We start from the raw sequence: 20,197 nt of genomic DNA on the forward strand, positions 1-20,197 counted from the left end.
ACTTTCGGGGACCAGTTCACTAGACCGCCCCCGAGGCGGTTTTTTTATGCCCTAGCGCAAACGCGCCGGGGCTTTTTCTACGCCCAAAACTGGGCGGAAAGCGAGTTCAAAGTGTCGTATTACTTGGCACCATCTTTAAAGCAGCTGCGCGATGAAATCAACGATGCTTACCCGAATCGCGACAAGTCCAGCGATGGCTGGATCGGCGATGCCGCGCACAACGCCCGCGTGTCCGACCACAACCCCGATTATGCAGATGGGGGAGTGGTCCGCGCTATCGACATTGACGAAGACGGCATCGACACCGCGGCACTGCTGGCCATCGTCACCAAGGACCCCCGCGTTTCCTACGTGATCTACGAAGGCCGGATCTGGGGCGGCACCCGCTGGCGCAAGTACACGGGTTCGAACATGCACCGGCAGCATATTCACGTTTCTATCAAGCACACCAACGCAGCCGAATCCGGCCACGCGTGGGGCTACGGCGACGTGAAGCCTACCGGCTCGAATTCCAAGCCAGTGCACACCAAGCAGCCAACCGATTACAAAGACTTGGCACTGGATGGCGTCATGGGCAAGCGAACCATTGAAGCCGTGCAAATCGTCATGCGTGCCATTGGCACCTACCCCGGCATCGTGGACGGCAAGGCCGGTCCAATGACCTGGAAGGCCGTGCAGACCTGGCTCCACGGTCATGGCTATTACAAGCGTGCCATCGACGGCAAGCCGGGTTACTACACCTATCTTGCCCTGCAGCAGTTCCTCCGTAAGAAGGGGCTTTACCCGGCTTCGAAGTGGCTGATTGACGGCAAGTTTGGACCGGCCACGGTCGAAGCGTTCCAGCGCTATTTGAACCAGCAGAACGGCCAGTAGGTCGCTCTGCCCTTCCTCCGCCGCCCGTGGCCATTCACGGGCGGCGTTTCCATACCCACAAACAGATTGGATTTCCCAATGAAGAACTGGACTCAACTCATTCCTGCGCAGATCCGCAACGCGCTGTACATCGGCTTCGGCGTGCTGTCGCTGGCACAGTCGGCAATCCTCGCCTACAGCGCTGCTGTCCAAGCACCCGCCCCGCTTTGGGCTGTTGGTGGCGGTGCTGTACTCGGCGTGATCGGTGGTGCGTTCGGTTTCGTCGCTGCGGGCAATGTGGACGTTTCCAAGACGTTCGAACAGACGCTGCAGCGCGCAGCCCGCGAGGCCAAGACCGCTTATCCGGTCGCGCCTGCACATGAGGCCACGACCGCCGACCCCGCCCGCTACAACGAGGGCGAAGGGCCAGACGATAAGCGCTGGAAGATCATCTAGTTTCTCGGCAATGGCCGACCCTAAGTGATAGTAAGGCGATTCCTTACTATCACTTAGCTCTAAATCCACCTCGCAAGCCACACGCTCGCAAGGTTTTTTCATGCCCTGCGTCAACGTGGCGCAGGGCTTTTTACCGCCCAAAAACGGGCAGAAAGGAGCAACAATCATGGCTTCAATGACAGATTACCCAAAGAAAGCCTTGCTAATTGATGGAAAGTTCGGCAAGTTCACCATCTATGCAATGCAGTACTTTTTGAAATATAAGGCTGGTGGACTTTACCAGCGCTCCTGTGATGGGATCTGGGGCTACTACACCGCCCTTGCGTTGCAGTACTTCCTGAAGAATAAGGGTTACTACACCTACGCGGTTGACGGCAACGCCGGAGAGCGGACCTGGGGTGCACTAACGTCGTACATCCATGCGGCGACAGGCTGGCACTACATCCATCCACCCTTGTCATGGCCTACTTCAGGAATGACTAAAGTAATCCAGCGTTGGATGAACTCGGTACGCTAAAAAATTCGCCCCTAAGTGATTGCTGGATCACTTAGGGGCGACTTTTGCGTTTAACTAGTCAATGCGCTCGTAGCTTGCGTCAAGTTTTCCGAATTCATTTATAACGGTTACTTTTCGCATGTTTTCGCTGGTTCCGTGGAGAATGTCAGACGCGATCATTCCTAGCGCAACCTCGTCATGCGCGCCGTCCTTGGTGTGAACGATCAGTTCACCATTTTCTAATGATTCCCATGAATCGACGTGACTATAGGGGGAAAATAGTGCGTCAATGCTTCGTGCGCCGTTTGCACTCAGCCAATCGGTGATTTGTTCGTCTGCCCAGGCCTGTCTAGCGTCTTCCCCGCTAATCTCTTTTGTCGCTGGCATGACCGACGGGCCGGGCGTAACCTCTAAAGCCTTTGGAGCACACCCAGTGAGCGCGAGTGCGGCAATAAGAGCGAGCGGGGCAAGACGTTTCACAAGGAATCTCCAAACGGTATTTATACAAAGTGTAGCGGGGCAATCAGACAGTTTGCTAGGCGGTCGCTTTCGGAGGCCGTCCACCATGGCCAGGGCGGGCGGCGTTCCAAGCTTCGATAGTCTCAGGGAGCCAGCCTCGCACACTCTTTGGCCCATCTCCGGTCACCGCGTCCGGGTCCGGCAACCTCCCCTCGTCTGCATACTTCTTGGCCGTCGTAGGAGAGATGCCGAGCCGGTTCGCGATGCCCGCAATTGTTAGGTAACGGATGGTCATTTCTTTGTCTTCACCGCCCGAATGATCATCGAAACGCCAATGAGAAGCGCGCCAACTCCCAGTAGGAGCTTCACTAGCGCGGCTACCGGTAGGAAGAAAACGATTACTGCTATCGCAACGAGTGCGATTCCTGTTTTGTCCATAATGTGTCAAAGTGGATTGGAGGGTGACCCCCGGCTACTTCATCTAGCCGGGGTTCACCTTTACTTTTTCTTCTTCTTAGACTTAGTGGCTGTTATCAGTCTTGCAAGTCCTCCGAGGAAGATTCCTAGTCCTGCTAGGAGTGCTCCAATTTGATCCACTCTGTACCTCCTTTCTGATATTAATTCTACACGCTAAGATTCCAATGTGCAAACCTTGCACCTATATTTATGAATTGCACGCGGACTGGGACTCAAATTACGAAAAGTTGCTAGCATGTCGGTAATGTCATCTAGGCTTTGAAATGAAGTTGGCATAGAATGAAAGTATCAACAGCTTTATCCACATGCCCTGTGGGTAACTTTCCTCTTGATTAAACAACCGCCGGGAGGTGGCATACATGGCAGAACTTGCATGGCAAGCGGCGCGCCGCGAAGCCGACCAACTCCTCAATGCCTACTGGGACGGATACCTACCAGTCAAGCTAGGGCCAATCACCGAGGCCCTAGAGGCCGTCAAACGCGAATCCATCATGGCCCCAGGACTATCAGGAATTGTGGTAAAAAAACCACACTCGAACGCCGAAATTGTTTTGAATATCAATGACCCGGCAACCCGCCGACGGTTCACCTGGGCGCACGAATTGGGGCACGTCGTAGAACGTTCATCAATCGCCAAGGATGATGATTACTCATTCGCAGATGCCCGCGGGAAATCCTACGACCTGCACGAGTTCTACGCTGATGAATTTGCGGGCGCTCTGCTGATGCCAAAATCATCTATCGCAAACATGAGACACATGGGTAAATCTGCGCCAGAGATGGCCCGAGAATTCGGGGTATCTGTTCCAGCAATGAATAAGCGCCTTGAGCGACTAAGTATAAACCCGACGTGACTTCGAAGCAGGACTTCACTCAATGGCAAGACCCGCACGGGCATTAGGCGTGTGTCCATTGGACACGGATTTTTTAAACCGATGATTTTGATGGCTTCGGTCGTTCCTATTGTTCCGCAGAAATAAGCGAAAACCGCGAGATTTCGGGGCTAAATCGACCTTCAAAAGCGGGTTCAAATCCCGCTAGCCCGACCAGTTCAAAACCCCGGCGAAAAATTCGTTTTCGCCGGGGTTTTGTCATGTCGATTCGCAGGTGAGTACCGCTTTCGCTACTATTTTTTATACTCGGGTGAAAGGTCTCAACTCATGCTGCGCAATTTTCGACAGGTCGATGTTTTCGGCGTACAGCACTATAAGGGCAATCCGGTAGGCGTCGTTCTGGACGCGATGGGATTGAGCGACGATGACCTGCGCGATTATTCGGTGTGGTCAAATTTGTCGGAGTGCACCTTTGTCTACCCGCCCTCCACGGGGCAAGCCGACTATCGTTTCCGAATTTTCAGCCTGAGCACCGAGCTTCCATTTGCTGGACACCCCACGTTGGGAACCGCACGTGCGTGGCTGGACCAGGGCGGTGTGCCGCGCCAGGAGGGACTGATTATTGCCGAATGCGAGGCCGGTCTCGTGCCGATCCGAATCGAGGAAGACCTGCTCAGTTTCGTCTCTCCTCCCGCTACCCGCACCGGCGACGTTGAACCCGGCTACCTAGCCCAGGTCATCGAGATCCTGGGCGTCGCCGCCGATAGCGTGCTCGCCGCCCAGTGGATGGACAACGGCCCGGGTTGGGTAGGGCTGCAGCTCGCCGACGCGGCAACGGTCTTGGAGCTGGCCCCCAACGCTGCCGGCCATCCAGGGAATTGGAATATCGGTGTCATCGGCGCCTTGGAGCCGGGGGAGAGTCCGACCGGGGAGGACTTTGAAGTGCGCACCTTCTTCACCGAAGACGGCTTCGACATGCGGGAGGATCCGGTGACGGGAAGTTTCAACGCGGCAGCCGCCGCATGGATGCTGGATACCGATCGTGCTCGGGCACCGTACTCGGTTCGGCAGGGAACTGCGATGGATCGACGTGGCCGTCTCGAAATTTCCGTCGCCGACGGCAAAGTCTGGGTTGGCGGCGCAACTCACGTGGCCATCGCGGGGCAGATCGACCTCTGATCACTCAGCTAAGAACACGGGCCGATGTGCTTTCGGCGCTAGGTCCGCGCTTGCGTCAAATGAAGATCTCGTCCTTCCACTGCAACCATGACGCTGGTTCACCGGTTATCGCCAACACTTCTATCGGCACGCAGCATCGGCACCAAATATGCATGGAGCCACCAGGAGTTTCTGTACCCGTCCACGCAGCACAACTCGACACGGAATTAGGCACGGTTGCACTCTCCCAAACCGTGCATAAACAAGTTGACTATTCGGGTGGGTGAACGGTGGCTGGTTTCAGGAGCAAACGCTGCCGGAAAAACTACCTTATGGAGGGTACTTGCCGGAGAGCCAGCGGTGGACGGCGGAATAACTTTTTACGCACCGGAACTGAGTGTGCGATGGCTTCGACAGGAATTGCGAATTCTCCCAGGGGACAGTTTGGTGGAATCTTTTGCCTTGGCAACTGACGCATACCTGCCTCACGCATAGCTGCGTTTAGCGCAGCTGGGGCTTTTTGAACCGCAGGATTTCACTCGGCACCCAGGAAGCCTCTCGGCAGGTCAACCGCGAAAGCTGGAATTGGCCGTCGCCTTATCCAGCGGTGCGGATCTGCTGCTATTAGACGAACCAACAAACCTTCTATCGCCGGAGCTGGTGGAACGGGTGGAGGACGCGTTGACGGATTATGCCTGAACCGTAATCAAGGTAACTCACCATCGGCGTTGGCAACAGAACCTCATGGAGCACTCTCATGTTTAACGGCTCACGGTAAGCGCTGGCGGTGTAGTGACCACGGGCTGACAAGCATCAGTGATGCACACGCGCAGGCATATGCCTTTCTCCTGGGGCAACATTGAGAGTCACCGTGGTGCTATTTATTTGATTTTGGGATGCTGACTTCGGAAAAGATGAGACACAAACAATGCGGGCTTGTGTCGGTGTTCACAATGCACTTATAGTTAGTGTGCGATATGCGAATCTGATGTTCTATTATCGAACACATGAATTTTGAGTCTAAGCGTTTCACAGAGAAGTGAGGATGAAGCTGTGCAGTTTCACCACAATGGATATGTTTCCGCGGATCCGCGGGTCCAACCAGCTGCCGGAACCGGCCTAAGCCGTCCCGAGGAACTGCCTGACGTGATGGACGTGTTGATTGTTGGCGCAGGCCCAGCCGGTATCATCACTGCTGCCCAGCTTTCGCAGTTCCCCGACGTTCACACCCGGATCATCGACCGCCGCCCGGGCAGACTTCAGATTGGTCAGGCCGACGGCATCCAGTCGCGCACCGTCGAAACCTTCCAGGCCTTCGGGTTCGCTGAGCACATCACAGCTGAGGCCTACATCATCAAGGAAACCACCTTCTGGAATCCTGATCCGCGGAACCCGGAAAACACTATCCGCACCGACCGCACCGCTGATGATCCCAGCGGCGTCAGCGAATTCCCGCACCTGGTGGTCAACCAGGCGCGAGTTATCGACTACTTCGCCGAGTTCGCCGCGAACTCACCGGCACGAATCACCCCGGACTACGGATGGGACTTCAAAGTACTGGAAGTCGAAGACGGTGCAGAATATCCGGTTAAGGTCACCTTGGTCGGATGCGGCGAGAATAACAGCGGCATCGAGCGCGTCGTCCGCGCGAAATACGTCGTCGGCTCCGACGGAGCCCGAAGCAATGTGCGCCGCTCCATCGGCGCCAAGCTCACCGGGGACAAGGCCAACCACGCATGGGGCGTCATGGACACCCTCGGACTGACCGACTTCCCCGACGTGCGCACCAAAAGCGCCATCCACTCCAACGCCGGCTCAATCCTGCTGATCCCGCGTGAAGGCGGACAGCTCTTCCGCCTCTACGTTGATCTGGGCGAAGTTCCCGAAGGTGACAACGGCAAGGTCCGCGAGACTCCGCTGGAAGCGATCATCGAGCACGCCAAGGCAATCCTGCGTCCCTACACGCTGGACGTGAAAAACGTTGTCTGGCACAGCGTCTACGAAGTGGGCCACCGTCTGACCGACCGTTTCGACGATGTGCCGGTCGAGGAAATTGGCACCCGCGAGCCACGCGTCTTCATTACCGGCGATGCTTGCCATACGCACTCGGCCAAGGCCGGTCAGGGAATGAACGTTTCCATGCAGGACGGTTTTAACCTGGCATGGAAGATCGGCTACGTCCTGTCCGGACGGGCGCCCGAAAGCCTGCTGCGCACCTACTCGTCGGAACGCCAAGTCATCGCAAAGAACCTGATCGACTTTGATAAGCAGTGGTCCTCGCTGATGGCCGCAATGCCTGAAGATCTCGAAGGCAAAGAAGGCGTCGCGGAATTCTACGTGCGCACCGCTGAATTCCCTGCAGGCTTCATGACCGAATACGCCCCGTCTGAGTTGACCGGTTCCAAGGACCACCAGCATTTGGCCAAGGGCTTCCCGATTGGCAAGCGCTTTAAGTCCGCCGAGGTCATGCGTCTAGGTGACAATAATCCGGTGCATTTGGGCCACCACCACCGTGCCGACGGACGTTACCGAATCTATGTCTTCGCAGATCAGTCTGTAGCGGGCGCTGAATCTAAGGTGAGCGAATTATCGAAGTGGTTACTTGAATCGCCAGAGTCGCCAGTTGTTAAATACACCCCGGCTGACGCTGACATTGACTCGCTTTTCGACGTAAAGGTCGTTTACCAGCAGGACTACACCACTTTCAACCACAACGACGCACCGAAGGTGTTCCGCCCGAACCACGGCACGTTTGGACTGATGGACTACGAAAAGGTCTATGCCGTGCTCGACGGTAACGATATCTACGAGCAGCGTGAGATCTCGCGGAACGGTGCGATTGTAATCGTGCGTCCAGACCAGTATGTAGCTAATGTTTTGCCATTAGATGCTCGCACCGATCTGGCAACTTTCTTTGACGCAGTCTTGCTCCCGCAAATCTAGTCTCGAACGTTATTCAATTGCCCTGTCACGCATTCTTGTGGCAGGGTAATTGTTTGGCTTGCGGAATACCAGAGGCTATTTTGTCGTTCTACTTGGGTAGGAAGTAGCCCTAGAGGAGAACTCATGGAATTCAAATTTGATCTTCAACAAGTCTCGGAATCCGAGATGGCCTGCGTTGACGGAGTCTGTTTTGTTCCGCTAACGAAAACAACGGATGAAGCTACTGAGTCAGCTGTTCACGCAGAAAGTCACGAAGCACCATCGCATGGTTGATTTCTACATTTTTGGCCGCATAGACGAGGGTGACTATCGGTTGCACTTCGACAAGTTCTAAGAACTCGTCGACAGCAGGATTCTGGTTGAGCTCTTGACGATAATGCTCCGCAAATTCCGGAAATCTGTCTGCATCATGATGCCACGCCTTACGCAGTTCGCTAGAAGGTGCGATGCCTTTTGCCCAACGGTCCAACTTGAGTACTTCTTTGGTCTGTCCTCGTGGCCATAAGCGATCAACCAAGATCCGGTAGCCGTCAGCTTCTTCAGCAGCTACATAGGCACGTTTGAGTCGAATTTCAGTCATTGTCGTCCCTCTCCTTAGTCGTAGTCATGAGTTGTGGAGTCTAGCGGTGACTTCTGTTGCGCTTCTAGAACTCTGATGCGTGCACCTCGTCGACGGAAGACCAGCCAGATAATGACAAGGATCATAGCGATGACCGCGGCGCTTATCGCACCAACGAGCGTGGCGCCGCCGAACCAAGTTGCCCCGGTATTCAAGATGGCCTGTGCCTTCTGCGCCGCATCCGAGGGATTCCAGAAGATCCCAAGGGTGAGCCAATTAGGTAAAGCGAGAACAACCGCTAATATTGCGATTACCCCGCGCCACCGCCAGCTCAACTTCCGGTAACGAACCTGCCAAAGTACCAGAATTGGAATTAACGTAAAAACGAAGCCGATGGAGAATCCTGAAATCCAGCCTCCGGTCGCGGAACCTGCATTATGGCTGGAAATTTTAGTAGCCCACCAAACAGGCATGAAAATCGTAGCGATCGCGTAAATGACTAGCAGGGTGACAAGTGCAATTACGCCTAGAAGCAATCGAACTTTCCAATTTGAGCGTGGTCTAGGAGTCTTGGCTTCATTGCTTGTTGGGCCACTCGCAGAGCGCGTTTTCTCTTCCATGCAGGAATCATTGCACGTTTGAGCATGCCGAGCCTCAAAAATTTGTAATATCGTGTTATCTCTTGGGCGCTGAGTAGGCTAATCTGGAGATAGTCTGGTGTAAAGCATTGATCACCCGTTTACCTAAAGGTCGTCAAGCGCAAGCTTGAGAGCAAATTTTCTTGGAGGACCCCAAATGTCTGAACATGGGCCGGTTGACCCGCATATCGAGTCTGCCTCCGAAACGACCAATATCTCTTTGCCGGCGGCTCACAAGTCTGCAGAGCCCTCGGTAATCTATCCATTGTCGGATGATGAACGTACTGCGGTCGCAGCTCTTCCTGCGGGATCCGCCTTGTTGATTGCCCATACCGGGCCAAACAAAGGTGCGCGCTTCTTGTTGGATACGGATTCGAATATCGCTGGTCGTCACCCGGATGCCGATATTTTTCTAGATGATGTGACTGTTTCCCGTCGTCATGCAAAATTTGAGCGCGTTGGCCAGGGATTTACGCTCAGCGACATTGGGTCGCTAAACGGAACCTACATCAATGGTGATCGTATTGATTCGGTGACTCTAGCCAATGCGGTACAGGTGCAGATCGGTAAATTCCGACTCAATTTCTACCAGAGCGTGCCAAACGTTTAAGCTAGGTACTGAACTAGTTTCCTGGTGGCCTGCGGTTCGGGCTATCTTTCAACCTAACAATTTGAGGAGCCTCTCCTTTGCCAGTCTTTGATGCAGCCCGTAGCCCACGACTCGAGGCAGTTCGCCACGAGAACGTGAGAACGGCAGCACTGAACATTGGCGAAGTGCTCTCCGAGCTAAAAGATGAGTTTCCTCGAGTTACTGCCTCCAAAATTCGTTTCTTAGAGGACAAAGGTTTGATTATTCCGCAACGCACCTCGGCGGGATACCGTAAGTACATAGCTTCAGATGTCAGCCGACTGCGCTTTATCCTCTCGGTCCAGCGGGATCAATACCTGCCATTGAAGGTCATCAAAGATCACCTGGACGCGATCGATCGCGGGGAAGCTCCTGCAGCGCTTCCAGGAGGCGCTCCAGCAGCACCACAGGCAGTTAACAGCGAGATGGCTGAAGCAATCGATCGGCATTCCCGTCCGGTTTCGCTAGCTGAGTTGTGCGGGCTGACCGCTGCGAGCGAGGAACTAGTTAACGAACTAGTTAATTTTGGCTTGATAGAGCCGGAATCGGGTCGGTTCGATTCGCATAGCGTGCGAGTCACGAAGTCTGCCGTCGAGCTCTCAAATCACGGAATTGAACCACGTCACCTGCGACAGTTCCGTACGGCTGCCGAGCGCGAATTCTCGCTCATCGAATCAATCATTGGTGCGGACTTGAAAAAGCCTGAAGTTTCGGCGCGTGCTAGAGCCGCTGAAGAGGCCCAAGAAATATCTCGTCAGTGCCTTGAATTGCATGAGGCGCTGGTGCAGCGTGCGATTTCACAACTTGATCGCTAGGCTGAGCTTAGCAACGAGTTCGCAACACTAGGGGGAGTCCATGCTTGAACTAGAGTTTGCCGGGATTCGAATCCAACTTCCTTCGAACCAGCCGCTTCTGCTGTTAAAGCGTCATGAACAGAATCTCTATCTTCCGCTGTGGATCGGGGCACCCGAAGCCTCTGCGATAGCCATGTCTGAACAGGGCTTAACGCCGCCAAGGCCGATGACACATGATTTACTGATCAACTTACTGGAAGCGCTCGAAGTGAGCCTACAGCGAGTTGAAATCGTCTCGGTGCAAAACGCGATTTTCACGGCGGAACTTGTGCTCTCAAATGGCAAACGTGTGGATTCTAGATCATCGGATGCCATTGCTTTAGCGGTCCGCGCTCAGTGCCCGATTCTTTGCACCGAAGAGGTCATGGAATCTGCGGGAGTAGCCATTGAAATTGAGTCGGAAGATGAAGAGCTGCCCGAAGCGCAAATGCGTGAATTCAGGGAGTTTCTGGACAATATTGATCCTGAGGATTTCTCCGCCTAACCCAGCATGCAAGTCTCAAAAGCGACACGCCTTAAAGTTAAGCTTGAAGGTCTTTGACCAAAGCCCCTTATGGCCGTACCGTCGAAGCATAGGGAAAATTCCTGTTGACCGATCCATGGTTCGCCATCACTCGCACCTATCAGTCGCTTGGAAATCTCTCATCTCTCAATGGATTTTGCTTACACACTAGGAGTATTTGGATGGAGTCTAGCCAGACCGGTCCTCGTCTTGGGACCACCGGTGGCGTTCAGCGATCCAATACTCAAGGCTTGCTCTTCACCGATGATCTACCTGAACTCGATGAACATGCTGGTTACCGTGGACCGGTAGTGTGCAAGGCGGCCGGGATTACCTACCGTCAGCTTGATTACTGGGCCCGAACAGGTCTGGTTGAACCAGCAGTGCGCGGTGCCAAAGGCTCGGGCACACAGCGACTCTACTCCTTCCGCGACATTCTGGTCTTGAAAGTAGTCAAGCGACTTTTGGACACCGGGGTTTCTTTGCAACAAATTCGGACCGCAGTCAGCCATCTTCGTGAACGTGGAGTTGAAGATCTGGCGCAAATTACTTTGATGAGTGACGGAGCATCGGTCTACGAATGCACCAGTGCCGATGAAGTAATTGACCTGGTTCAAGCTGGGCAAGGGGTCTTCGGCATTGCTGTGGGCCGAGTCTGGCGTGAGGTCGAGGGATCATTGGCGGCGCTTCCGTCCGAAAGTACCAGTGATCAATTGGCTACCGACGAGCTCTCTGCTCGCCGTGCGGCAAAGGCCGCTCGGAACGTCGGCTAAATACTTAATTAGAAACAAAAAGCTTCGGCTCTAACCNNGGTTAGAGCCGAAGCTTTTTATGTATAAGTGGTGTCTCTAGCTGTTTGGCGTGGGTGCAGCCGACATGAGTTCCTTGAGTAATGCATCGAACTGGCCAAGCATGGGCGCAGTGGCCTTACTTGGCCACTGATGCACCGAATAAGCGGCGCCCTGGATCTGCTGCCACTCAGGGTGCTCAGGAATTTCCGGCTTCACCATTGAGTCGCCGAACATTTGACGCATTTCGTTGAGACGGAATGTATGCTCTGCGGAGTCTTTACGCACTCGGTTCGCGACAACACGGACGGGGCCTAGCGATGGAGCGAATTCGCGGCGGAATAGTTCCAAGGCACGCTGGGTTCGTTCCGTTCCCGCAACGGAGAATAAGCTTGGCTCGGCAACGAGCAATAGTTGGTCCGACGCGCTCCATGCCATGCGGGTTAGACCGTTTAGCGAAGGTGGGCAGTCGATAAGAACAAGCTGGTAACCGCTAGTGCGACTCAATAACTGGGACAGACGGCGTAAGTCACGAGTACGTAAATCCGGACGGTCATAAATTCCGGTAAAGGCATCGCCGACGGCAACATCTAGTACAGGAATACGTGTCCGCGATTTCTTTTCGGCCGCTTTGGACTGCCATGCGCTTGCTGCGACATTGTCCTGTAGGCGTGCACGGCGAACGTTCTTGAGCATTTGCCCAATTGGCTGCTTACCGTTTACTCGTACTCCCAAGCCAGTGCTCGCGTCCGCGTGCGGATCTAAGTCGATCACGAGCGTCGGAATTCCGGCTGCGAGTGCTGCTGAGGCCAATCCGAGTGTTACGGAGGTTTTTCCTACGCCACCCTTGAGGCTGCTGATGCTCACTACATGCACGGACCAGACCACGCCTTTCACTGTTCGCTGATTATGTGTCCCACCGAATATTTAGTCTCCCTTTATCATAGTGTGCCAAGCGGTAATTCCCCGACTCCGCAACGTGGGATTTTTAGCACGAATGTACCTATGCCAAAAAAGATCCATAAATTGTCTAGTTAAGTTTGTGGTCAGACCACAGGGCGAAATGTTTGGTAATTGTGTACCCGATCACGGTAGGGTATCCACAGCAGCGGTTAAAAATATCCGTTATGCGAAGCCCCGCACCCGGGTAATACGAGATGAAGCGTCCATATGTGGACGCGAATCCGAACCCAAACGGGTGTGCTGAATCGATGTAGGGAAAATATGTTTGAGAAGATCTTGGTCGCCAACCGCGGTGAGATTGCAATTCGTGCTTTCCGCGCTGGATACGAACTCGGCGCTAAAACGGTTGCCGTCTACCCATATGAAGACCGAAACTCGATCCACCGGCAGAAGGCTGGAGAGGCCTACCAGATTGGCGAAGAGGGACACCCTGTTCGCGCTTACCTGGACATTGACGAAATCATTCGCGTCGCCAAAGAAGCCGGCGCAGATGCTATTTACCCAGGCTATGGTTTCCTCTCGGAAAACCCAGACCTGGCACGCAAGGCAGCAGAAAGCGGCATTAAGTTCATTGGTCCAAAGGCGGACGTTCTTGAGCTAGCTGGTAATAAGGTCGCAGCGCTGAAGGCTGCACGCAAGGCAGGCATTCCCGTGCTGGAATCCTCGGAGCCAAGCGACGATGTGGACTTCCTATTAGCCGAAGCTGACCGTATTGGTTTCCCAATCTTCGTCAAGGCAGTTGCCGGTGGCGGTGGGCGCGGTATGCGCCGTGTGGACAAGCGCGAAGACTTACCAGAGCTGATGGGCGCGGCAATGCGCGAAGCCGGTACGGCTTTCGGCGATCCCACAGTTTTCCTAGAGCAGGCAGTACTTCGTCCGCGTCACATTGAAGTTCAGATCCTCGCCGACGAACAGGGCAACGTGGTCCACCTGCATGAGCGTGATTGCTCCTTGCAGCGTCGTCATCAGAAGGTTGTGGAGATTGCGCCCGCTCCAAACCTCGATGATTCGATCCGGCAGGCTCTATTCCGCGATGCGGTTAAGTTCGCTAAGGCTCTGGGATACCAGAACGCCGGTACCGTGGAATTCTTGGTGGATACCGTCGGTGAGCGTGCCGGACAGCACGTGTTCATCGAAATGAACCCACGTATCCAGGTAGAGCACACGGTGACTGAAGAAGTCACCGATATTGACTTGGTCCAGGCCCAGATGCGCATTGCCGCAGGCGAAACCCTGAGCGACCTGGATATCAGCCAGGACACCATTCAAGTTCGTGGTTGGGCCATCCAGTCTCGTATCACTACCGAGGATCCGGCTAATGGATTCCGCCCGGACGTTGGAACAATTACTGTTTACCGCTCTGCCGGTGGTTCTGGCGTGCGTCTAGACGGCGGCACGATTTACACCGGTGCTGAAGTTTCACCGCACTTTGACTCGATGCTGGTCAAGCTCACCTGCCGTGGCCGCGATTACGCCACTGCCGTGGCACGTGCACGCAGAGCTCTCGCTGAATTCCGCGTACGTGGCGTTGCGACCAACATCCCGTTCATTCAGAACGTTTTGAACGATCCGCAGTTCATCGCCGGCGATGTCGCCACAGACTTCATTGACTCGCGTCCGGACCTGCTGACCGGTAATGAATCTCAGGACCGCGGTACCAAGGCGCTTAACTACTTGGCGCACGTAACTGTCAATAAGCCCAACGGCGAACGCATCGATGGCATTGATCCTCGTAAAAAGCTTCCAAGTTTCCCAGGCGACAAAGCCTCAGAGCCTGAGCGCTCGCCATTTGATGGCCCTTCGAAGTCGGTAACACCGCCAGCTGGCTGGCGCCAGAAACTTATCGACCTGGGTCCTGAAGGCTTTGCCAAGGCGCTGCGCGATTCAACCGCGGTGGGTATCACCGACACCACTTTCCGTGACGCCCATCAATCGTTGCTAGCAACACGTGTTCGTACCCGTGATCTGCTTGCGGCCGCTCCTGCGTATGCACACACCGTGCCGCAGTTGTTCTCCATGGAGGTCTGGGGCGGGGCAACCTACGATGTATCGCTGCGATTCCTAGGTGAAGATCCATGGAAGCGTTTGGAGCTACTGCGCGCCGAACTGCCGAATATTCCATTGCAGATGCTTCTTCGTGGTCGTAACACCGTTGGTTACACTCCGTACCCAACTGAGGTGACCGATGCCTTTGTGAAGCAGGCAGCTAAGAGTGGCGTCGATATCTTCCGTATCTTCGATGCACTGAACGACGTGGAGCAGATGGCTCCGGCTATCAAGGCGGTCCGTGAAACCGGAACCGCGGTCGCAGAAGTGGCCTTGTGCTACACCGGCAACCTGCTTGATCCCAATGAGAAGCTATACACGCTGGATTACTACCTGAATCTAGCTCAGCAGATCATCGATGCTGGCGCACACATCATCGCCATCAAGGATATGGCCGGCCTGCTTCGTCCTGCTGCGGCGAAGAAGCTTGTCACCGCCTTGCGAGCACGTTTCGACGTGCCGGTTCACCTGCACACCCACGATACTGCTGGTGGCCAGATGGCTACCCTTACGGCAGCCATCGAGGCTGGCGTGGATGCGGTAGACGTTGCCTCGGCAGCGATGGCAGGCACTACCAGCCAGCCATCGGCTTCGGCATTGGTCGCTGCCTTGGAGCACACCGAACGCGATTCTGGCCTATCACTGGCTGCAGTTGCCTCCCTAGAGCCTTACTGGGAAGCTGTGCGCGCCATGTACAAGCCATTCGAATCCGGACTACCGGCTCCCACCGGACGCGTTTACCAGCACGAAATCCCTGGGGGTCAGCTCTCAAACCTGCGCCAGCAGGCCATTGCATTGGGACTGGGTGAACGCTTCGAAGCCATTGAGTCCATGTACGCGTCGGTCAACGACATGCTGGGTAACGTAGTGAAGGTGACCCCATCATCCAAGGTGGTTGGCGATCTAGCGCTCCAGCTCGTCGGCTCCAGCGTGCCGGCTGCTGAATTCGAATCCAACCCGCAGAACTTCGACATCCCAGATTCGGTCATCCAGTTCCTTTCGGGCGAATTGGGTAACCCTCCTGGAGGCTGGCCAGAACCGTTCCGCACCAAGGCATTACAGGGTCGTACTGTGCGCAATCACGTAGAGGCGCTCTCGGATGAGGACTTGGCGGCGCTGACTAGCGACGACGAGACTATCCGCGCGACGCTGAACCGCTTATTGTTTGCTGGTCCAACTCGCGACTTCGAAAAGTCGGTGGAGAACTACGGCGACCTCTCGGTATTGCACACCCGTGATTACCTCTTCGGGCTGAGCCCGGACGTGGAGCGCGTGGTTTCGCTTGGCACCGGTGTCCGCTTGCTGGTCAAGCTGATTTCGGTTTCTGAAGCCGACGAAAAGGGCCTGCGCACTGTGGTGTTCTCGCTCAATGGTCAGTCTCGTCAGATTAAGGTTCGCGATGAATCCGTTGAATCAACGGTAAAGAGCGCGCCAAAGGCCGATCCGAAGAACTCCGGTCACGTGGCAGCGCCATTCGCTGGCGCGGTGACGATCAATGTTAAGGTCGGAGACTTGGTCGAGTCCGGACAATCGGTAGCCACCATCGAAGCGATGAAGATGGAAGCTGGCATTACTACTAATGCGTCAGGCGTCGTTTCTCAGGTGACTTTCGAGGGAACCAGCCAGGTTCAGGGTGGAGATTTGCTCCTGGTTATTGAACCTAAGTAAACGCCGGTATAGGTAGCGTTTACCAAACTGCAATGGCGTGGCACCTAGGGATTGCTCCCTAGGTGCCACGCCATTGTTATGACATATCAATGTTTGTACAACTTTGCGGGCTAGCAAACTGGAACACTTGGGGCATCTATGGAACGATGCTCACTGGTGGCCTCGAAATCGTCAAGGAAACGGTTTAAACTCAAATCTTGGGCAAGGAGAGCGATGCGTTTATCACGCAAGCAGGACGTAACACTTAAACCAGCAATGCTACGGGCGAAAGCTCTCGCCGCAGGAAAAATACGAGCATCCCTGAACGTTAGTGTTTTCGCCCTAGACTCATCGTTGCCGGCAGAAACACTCGCGGGTTTCCTGCAAGCCCAATTTCAAGAGCTCTCGTTGTCTTCGCAGGTTCGGGCAGCAGGCCCCGAACGAGTTCAAGCGGCGTTGACCGGGCACTTTACCAAAGCAGACGTTCTGGTTGTGTTGGGTGATACCTCCGCGAAAGCAGAACCCGCGCTCATGGATCTAGTGCAATGGCTCTTGCTCAATGGGCAAACAAGTTTGGCAGAAAACTTACTTTACGCGCAGTTGGGATCAACTAAATCAGGGACTGTCGCACCAGTTTTTGAACGTGTGATCCTACCCTTAGATTTTGCTGAGCGGGTACAACAAAGCGGCCGCAGGTTTCCCTGGGCCGCTTCATCCCACGATCAGTGGGCACTTGCTGATGCGGTGCTAACCTATGCGACTGGCTTGGCTGCCGAATAGATTTCGTCAATGACCTGTTCGTAGTCCTTGAACACCACAGCACGCTTGATCTTCATCGAAGGGGTCAAATGACCGGAGGTCTCGGTGAAATCCGTGGGCACAATGCGGAACGCCTTGATCGCTTCGGCGCGGCTCACAGATTTGTTCGCTTTGTCGACCAGCGACTGAATATGAGTCTTGACCACGTCGAGTTCTCCAGCTTGTTCGATAGTCAATGACTTATCTAACTTGTTGCGTTCCAGCCAGCCCGGTAGTGACTCGGAATCCAGCGTGACTAGTGCCGAGATGAACGGGCGACCGTCACCTAGGACGACGCACTGTGAAACTAATGCGTCGGCACGAATCTGATCTTCGAGTAGTGCTGGAATAACGTTCTTACCGCTGGCGGTAACGATAATTTCCTTCTTACGGCCGGTGATTTTCAAGAACCCGTCAGAATCGAGCTCACCAACGTCCCCGGTACGGAACCAGCCATCGGTGAACGTTTCTGCTTCGAGATCTGGCCGGTTGTGGTAACCGCGCATCACGCAAATACCCTTGGTCAGGATCTCGCCGTCTTCTGCAATACGGACTGCGTTGCCAGGCAATGGGCGACCGACGGTGCCGATCTTGATCTTGCCGGGGGTGTTTACGCTGATTGGAGCTGTGGTTTCGGTCAGGCCGTAACCTTCGAGAATTGTCACGCCAATTCCGTTAAAGAAGTGTCCTAGACGCTGGCCCAGGGGTGCGCCGCCGGAGACTGCATAGCGAATTTTTCCACCCATAGCGGTGCGCAACTTGTTATAGAGCAACACATCAAAGAGTTTGTGCTTGGCTTTGAGTACTAGTGGAACATTGCCGTTCTCCAGCGCGCGAGAATAAGCAACTGCGACGTCAACACCAGCGTGGAAGATCTTGCCCTTACCGCCGTCTTCGGCCTTCAGCATGGCTGAGTTGTATACCTTTTCGAACACACGGGGTACGGCGAGAATGAAGCTTGGTTGAAATGACTGGAGGTCAGGCAGCAGGTTTTTGACGTCTGGGGTATGGCCGACACGGCAGCCAACGGAAACGGCCAATATCGAGATATAGCGGGCGAAGATGTGCGCTAGTGGCAGGAACATGATGGTCGCTGCGCCGGGGTAGACACATTCAGGAAGTTCCGCGGCAGCGTTGTCAGAAAGCTCAACGAAGTTGCCGTGGGTCAATTCGCAGCCCTTGGGGCGCCCGGTAGTCCCGGAAGTATAAATTACCGTGGCTACGTCATTGAGCGTAGCCGCGGATCGACGCGCTTCGAGTTGCTCATCGCTCACGTTTTTCCCGAGCTCGCGCAGCTCATCAAGGCCAGCGTCAAATTGCCACACCTCGTCCAGCTCGTCTAAGGATTCTTGATGGGCCGCCTGACGGACAACATTTTCATGGTTGGCAGATTCCACTACCACCGCGCGCGCGCCAGAGTCGGCAATGATCCAGGCAACCTGGCTGGGGGAGGAAGTTTCATAGATCGGTACGGTGATGCAACCGGCGTACCAGATTGCGAAGTCAACGAGGGTCCACTCATAGCGAGTGCGCGCCATTAGGCAGATACGCGAACCTTGCTCAATACCCGAAGCAATAAATCCACGTGCGATTGCCGAGACATCGGCGGCAAACTGTGAAGCGGTGATGTCCTGCCAATCCCCATTAGCAGCGGGTACCGAGAAGAGCGCCGGATTGGCTGCTGAATTAGCATGCCTTAGGAGCAGATCGGTAATGTTCGAATTTTCCGGCGAGTGGATGCGAAGTGGCGAGCTGTATTCGCGCATCTGGTACTCATCTCCTGTGCTAAGTGTGCGGGCTATGACAATACGTAAGCTGTGTCACATCTATATTACTTGATAGTAACGTAGCTATGGAAGTGTTCCAAGTTGGTTAGACCTTAGCCCCATCATCTCCCGGATCTCGCTGAGTCGGAAGTCTTCGCAGCAAGTAAAAAATACCGATGATCGCGGCGGCCGCTAGGCCAAGATAAATAAAGCCTGGAGCGCTTCGAAAGAAGATTACACAAAAAAGCAGTCCAAAGGGACCGCCCACGGCGCCAACCCACGCTAGGTTGAGCATCGGGTCGCCGCTGCCTATGGCGGCAGGTTCTTCGGGAATGAACTCTTCCGGTGTTTCATCGGCCACGTAATCACGCGGACCGCGTGCCAGCGGTCCGGTATTAAACAATTTTGCTAATTCGGCAGCGCGCTCTTCTGCGCTCGGCTCACGCGGAGCGGGCACCTCTAGGTTTCTAAAGTTGTCCACCAACTCATCCCAGCGGGGATCTTCGGTGTTTGATGGCTCTTGCTCTGCCGGATTCACTTAGCCTCTTCCCGCGCTGTCACATCGGTGAAAAAACGCAGTGATTCTTTGAAAATTTTCGGCGCATCATAATCCAACGTCGCCACGTGCCTACTGCGTGACAACGCGATACGTTCGCGAAGAATTCCCGGCTCCAGTCCTTTGAGCAATTCGTGTACGGATGCATCCGAAACGACGTTGTCCACAGCGGAACGAAATAATTGAACCGGTGCGCCCACCAAGGGAAGTCGGGCACGGGTTTGTGCGAAGAGCTTATACAACTCTTGTACGGCGGCTACCGGCGTGCGAGGATAGGCATTTTCATCGGCTCCTGGCAGCGCAATGTCATTGCTGATTGGAGCGACCGAACGAACGACTCGGCGCAAATATCCCGCGTAAGGTGCCACCTGTGAATCGATGACCAATCCGGGATTAACCAATGACATACCAGCGACGTTTCTGCGTGTGGCAAGGTGTAACGCCAAAGCGCCACCCATGGACAGGCCGGCGACAAAAACTCTTCGATGTGTTGCTGCGAGTTCATCGTAGGCATCTTCGGTGCGTTGGATCCACTGGTGATAAGGACGTCCAATCATGTCTTGCCAGTGGGTTTCATGACCGGGAAGTATCGGAACGCTGGTGGGCACACCCTGCTCTTCTAGGGAGTCAGCCCAGGGGCGCATAGCTGTAGTGGAGCCGGTAAAGCCATGGATTAACAGCACAGCAAAATCCACGTCCGACGTGGTCCCTGAGATCGAAGTAGCGTCTTTCATCATGTGCACCCCTAATAATTTAACGGTTCATAGTCGAGCGTAGT

General features: G+C 54.7%; 20 protein-coding genes. 12 read left to right on the forward strand and 8 right to left on the reverse strand.

The annotated features are described in order from the left end of the window. Window positions 1–123: 123 nt before the first annotated feature. From CIK74_RS11535 to CIK74_RS11545, 3 genes are all read left to right on the forward strand, one after another. Window positions 124–873, forward strand: a complete 750-nt coding sequence (locus CIK74_RS11535) for a peptidoglycan-binding domain-containing protein (RefSeq protein WP_141392938.1) — start codon at window positions 124–126, stop codon at window positions 871–873. A gap of 78 nt (window positions 874–951) precedes the next feature. Continuing rightward, a complete protein-coding gene (locus tag CIK74_RS11540) occupies window positions 952–1,308 on the forward strand; it encodes a hypothetical protein (protein ID WP_096256367.1) in 357 nt (118 codons plus the stop codon). A gap of 166 nt (window positions 1,309–1,474) precedes the next feature. Then, on the forward strand, window positions 1,475–1,825 hold the full coding sequence (locus CIK74_RS11545) for a hypothetical protein (protein WP_096256368.1): 351 nt from the start codon (window positions 1,475–1,477) through the stop codon (window positions 1,823–1,825). Between the two features lie 54 nt (window positions 1,826–1,879). On the opposite strand, the gene CIK74_RS11550 is transcribed toward CIK74_RS11545, so the two are convergent. Next, window positions 1,880–2,284, reverse strand: a complete 405-nt coding sequence (locus CIK74_RS11550; RefSeq protein WP_096256369.1) for a hypothetical protein — start codon at window positions 2,282–2,284, stop codon at window positions 1,880–1,882. A 55-nt stretch (window positions 2,285–2,339) separates the two neighbouring features. Next, on the reverse strand, window positions 2,340–2,558 hold the full coding sequence (locus CIK74_RS11555; RefSeq protein WP_096256370.1) for a transcriptional regulator: 219 nt from the start codon (window positions 2,556–2,558) through the stop codon (window positions 2,340–2,342). Window positions 2,559–3,099: 541 nt separating this feature from the next. Here CIK74_RS11555 and CIK74_RS11560 point away from each other — a divergent pair. The 3 genes from CIK74_RS11560 (at window position 3,100) to CIK74_RS11575 (ending at window position 7,674) form a co-directional block, all read left to right on the forward strand. Next, window positions 3,100–3,594, forward strand: coding sequence for an ImmA/IrrE family metallo-endopeptidase (locus tag CIK74_RS11560; RefSeq protein ID WP_096256371.1), 495 nt, complete (start codon window positions 3,100–3,102; stop codon window positions 3,592–3,594). A 306-nt stretch (window positions 3,595–3,900) separates the two neighbouring features. Next, entirely contained in the window at window positions 3,901–4,752 is an 852-nt protein-coding gene (locus CIK74_RS11565) for a PhzF family phenazine biosynthesis protein (RefSeq protein WP_096256372.1), read from the forward strand. A gap of 1,032 nt (window positions 4,753–5,784) precedes the next feature. Continuing rightward, a complete protein-coding gene (locus CIK74_RS11575; protein WP_096256374.1) occupies window positions 5,785–7,674 on the forward strand; it encodes an FAD-binding monooxygenase in 1,890 nt (629 codons plus the stop codon). A gap of 220 nt (window positions 7,675–7,894) precedes the next feature. Here the strand turns inward: CIK74_RS11575 and CIK74_RS11580 are convergent, their stop codons facing one another. Both CIK74_RS11580 and CIK74_RS11585 read right to left on the reverse strand, forming a co-directional pair. Beyond that, a complete protein-coding gene (locus CIK74_RS11580) occupies window positions 7,895–8,254 on the reverse strand; it encodes a DUF488 family protein (protein WP_096256375.1) in 360 nt (119 codons plus the stop codon). Window positions 8,255–8,268: 14 nt separating this feature from the next. Next, window positions 8,269–8,853: a permease gene (locus CIK74_RS11585; protein WP_096256376.1), complete on the reverse strand. Its 585-nt coding sequence runs from the start codon at window positions 8,851–8,853 to the stop codon at window positions 8,269–8,271. Window positions 8,854–9,028: 175 nt separating this feature from the next. On the opposite strand from CIK74_RS11585, the gene CIK74_RS11590 reads away from it, so the two are divergent. The 4 genes from CIK74_RS11590 to CIK74_RS11605 all read left to right on the forward strand — a co-directional run bounded on the left by CIK74_RS11590 (window position 9,029) and on the right by CIK74_RS11605 (window position 11,628). Then, window positions 9,029–9,481: an FHA domain-containing protein gene (locus tag CIK74_RS11590; RefSeq protein WP_096256377.1), complete on the forward strand. Its 453-nt coding sequence runs from the start codon at window positions 9,029–9,031 to the stop codon at window positions 9,479–9,481. 77 nt (window positions 9,482–9,558) lie between these two features. After that, entirely contained in the window at window positions 9,559–10,314 is a 756-nt protein-coding gene (locus CIK74_RS11595; protein WP_096256378.1) for a MerR family transcriptional regulator, read from the forward strand. 40 nt (window positions 10,315–10,354) lie between these two features. Further along, window positions 10,355–10,837: a bifunctional nuclease family protein gene (locus CIK74_RS11600; RefSeq protein WP_096256379.1), complete on the forward strand. Its 483-nt coding sequence runs from the start codon at window positions 10,355–10,357 to the stop codon at window positions 10,835–10,837. A 200-nt stretch (window positions 10,838–11,037) separates the two neighbouring features. Next, a complete protein-coding gene (locus CIK74_RS11605) occupies window positions 11,038–11,628 on the forward strand; it encodes a MerR family transcriptional regulator (RefSeq protein ID WP_096256380.1) in 591 nt (196 codons plus the stop codon). A 75-nt stretch (window positions 11,629–11,703) separates the two neighbouring features. Here the strand turns inward: CIK74_RS11605 and CIK74_RS11610 are convergent, their stop codons facing one another. Next, the gene (locus tag CIK74_RS11610) at window positions 11,704–12,519 is read right to left on the reverse strand and encodes a ParA family protein (protein WP_096256455.1); all 816 of its coding nucleotides are present in this window, start codon (window positions 12,517–12,519) and stop codon (window positions 11,704–11,706) included. Window positions 12,520–12,867: 348 nt separating this feature from the next. Here CIK74_RS11610 and CIK74_RS11615 point away from each other — a divergent pair, with 348 nt between their 5' ends. Next, a complete protein-coding gene (locus tag CIK74_RS11615; protein ID WP_096256381.1) occupies window positions 12,868–16,320 on the forward strand; it encodes a pyruvate carboxylase in 3,453 nt (1,150 codons plus the stop codon). Window positions 16,321–16,533: 213 nt separating this feature from the next. Further along, window positions 16,534–17,079 (forward strand): hypothetical protein, encoded by a 546-nt coding sequence (locus CIK74_RS11620; RefSeq protein WP_096256382.1) that lies wholly within the window; start codon window positions 16,534–16,536, stop codon window positions 17,077–17,079. Here the strand turns inward: CIK74_RS11620 and CIK74_RS11625 are convergent. The 3 genes from CIK74_RS11625 to CIK74_RS11635 all read right to left on the reverse strand — a co-directional run bounded on the left by CIK74_RS11625 (window position 17,052) and on the right by CIK74_RS11635 (window position 20,156). After that, complete coding sequence (locus CIK74_RS11625; protein ID WP_096256383.1) at window positions 17,052–18,863, reverse strand: AMP-dependent synthetase/ligase; 1,812 nt, start codon at window positions 18,861–18,863, stop codon at window positions 17,052–17,054. The two genes, CIK74_RS11620 and CIK74_RS11625, sit on opposite strands and share 28 nt — an antisense overlap. Window positions 18,864–18,969: 106 nt before the next feature. Continuing rightward, window positions 18,970–19,401 (reverse strand): hypothetical protein, encoded by a 432-nt coding sequence (locus CIK74_RS11630; protein WP_096256384.1) that lies wholly within the window; start codon window positions 19,399–19,401, stop codon window positions 18,970–18,972. Beyond that, window positions 19,398–20,156 carry an alpha/beta fold hydrolase gene (locus CIK74_RS11635; protein ID WP_096256385.1) on the reverse strand — a complete coding sequence of 253 codons (759 nt, stop codon included), beginning with the start codon at window positions 20,154–20,156 and terminating at the stop codon, window positions 19,398–19,400. The genes CIK74_RS11630 and CIK74_RS11635 overlap by 4 nt, the downstream gene beginning before the upstream one ends. Window positions 20,157–20,197: the final 41 nt, after the last annotated feature.

It is taken from the genome of Glutamicibacter sp. BW77 (assembly GCF_002332285.1).
Taxonomy (GTDB): Bacteria; Actinomycetota; Actinomycetes; order Actinomycetales; family Micrococcaceae; genus Glutamicibacter; species Glutamicibacter bergerei.

Bases quoted from the DNA above. Each gene is read 5' to 3' on its own strand.
- CIK74_RS11540 (WP_096256367.1), top strand. From the start codon at position 952: ATGAAGAACTGGACTCAACTCATTCCTGCGCAGATCCGCAACGCGCTG.
- CIK74_RS11545 (WP_096256368.1), top strand. From the start codon at position 1,475: ATGGCTTCAATGACAGATTACCCAAAGAAAGCCTTGCTAATTGATGGA.
- CIK74_RS11555 (WP_096256370.1), bottom strand. From the start codon at position 2,558: ATGACCATCCGTTACCTAACAATTGCGGGCATCGCGAACCGGCTCGGC.
- CIK74_RS11560 (WP_096256371.1), top strand. From the start codon at position 3,100: ATGGCAGAACTTGCATGGCAAGCGGCGCGCCGCGAAGCCGACCAACTC.
- CIK74_RS11565 (WP_096256372.1), top strand. From the start codon at position 3,901: ATGCTGCGCAATTTTCGACAGGTCGATGTTTTCGGCGTACAGCACTAT.
- CIK74_RS11580 (WP_096256375.1), bottom strand. From the start codon at position 8,254: ATGACTGAAATTCGACTCAAACGTGCCTATGTAGCTGCTGAAGAAGCT.
- CIK74_RS11585 (WP_096256376.1), bottom strand. From the start codon at position 8,853: ATGGAAGAGAAAACGCGCTCTGCGAGTGGCCCAACAAGCAATGAAGCC.
- CIK74_RS11590 (WP_096256377.1), top strand. From the start codon at position 9,029: ATGTCTGAACATGGGCCGGTTGACCCGCATATCGAGTCTGCCTCCGAA.
- CIK74_RS11600 (WP_096256379.1), top strand. From the start codon at position 10,355: ATGCTTGAACTAGAGTTTGCCGGGATTCGAATCCAACTTCCTTCGAAC.
- CIK74_RS11605 (WP_096256380.1), top strand. From the start codon at position 11,038: ATGGAGTCTAGCCAGACCGGTCCTCGTCTTGGGACCACCGGTGGCGTT.
- CIK74_RS11615 (WP_096256381.1), top strand. From the start codon at position 12,868: ATGTTTGAGAAGATCTTGGTCGCCAACCGCGGTGAGATTGCAATTCGT.
- CIK74_RS11620 (WP_096256382.1), top strand. From the start codon at position 16,534: ATGCGTTTATCACGCAAGCAGGACGTAACACTTAAACCAGCAATGCTA.
- CIK74_RS11625 (WP_096256383.1), bottom strand. From the start codon at position 18,863: ATGCGCGAATACAGCTCGCCACTTCGCATCCACTCGCCGGAAAATTCG.
- CIK74_RS11635 (WP_096256385.1), bottom strand. From the start codon at position 20,156: ATGATGAAAGACGCTACTTCGATCTCAGGGACCACGTCGGACGTGGAT.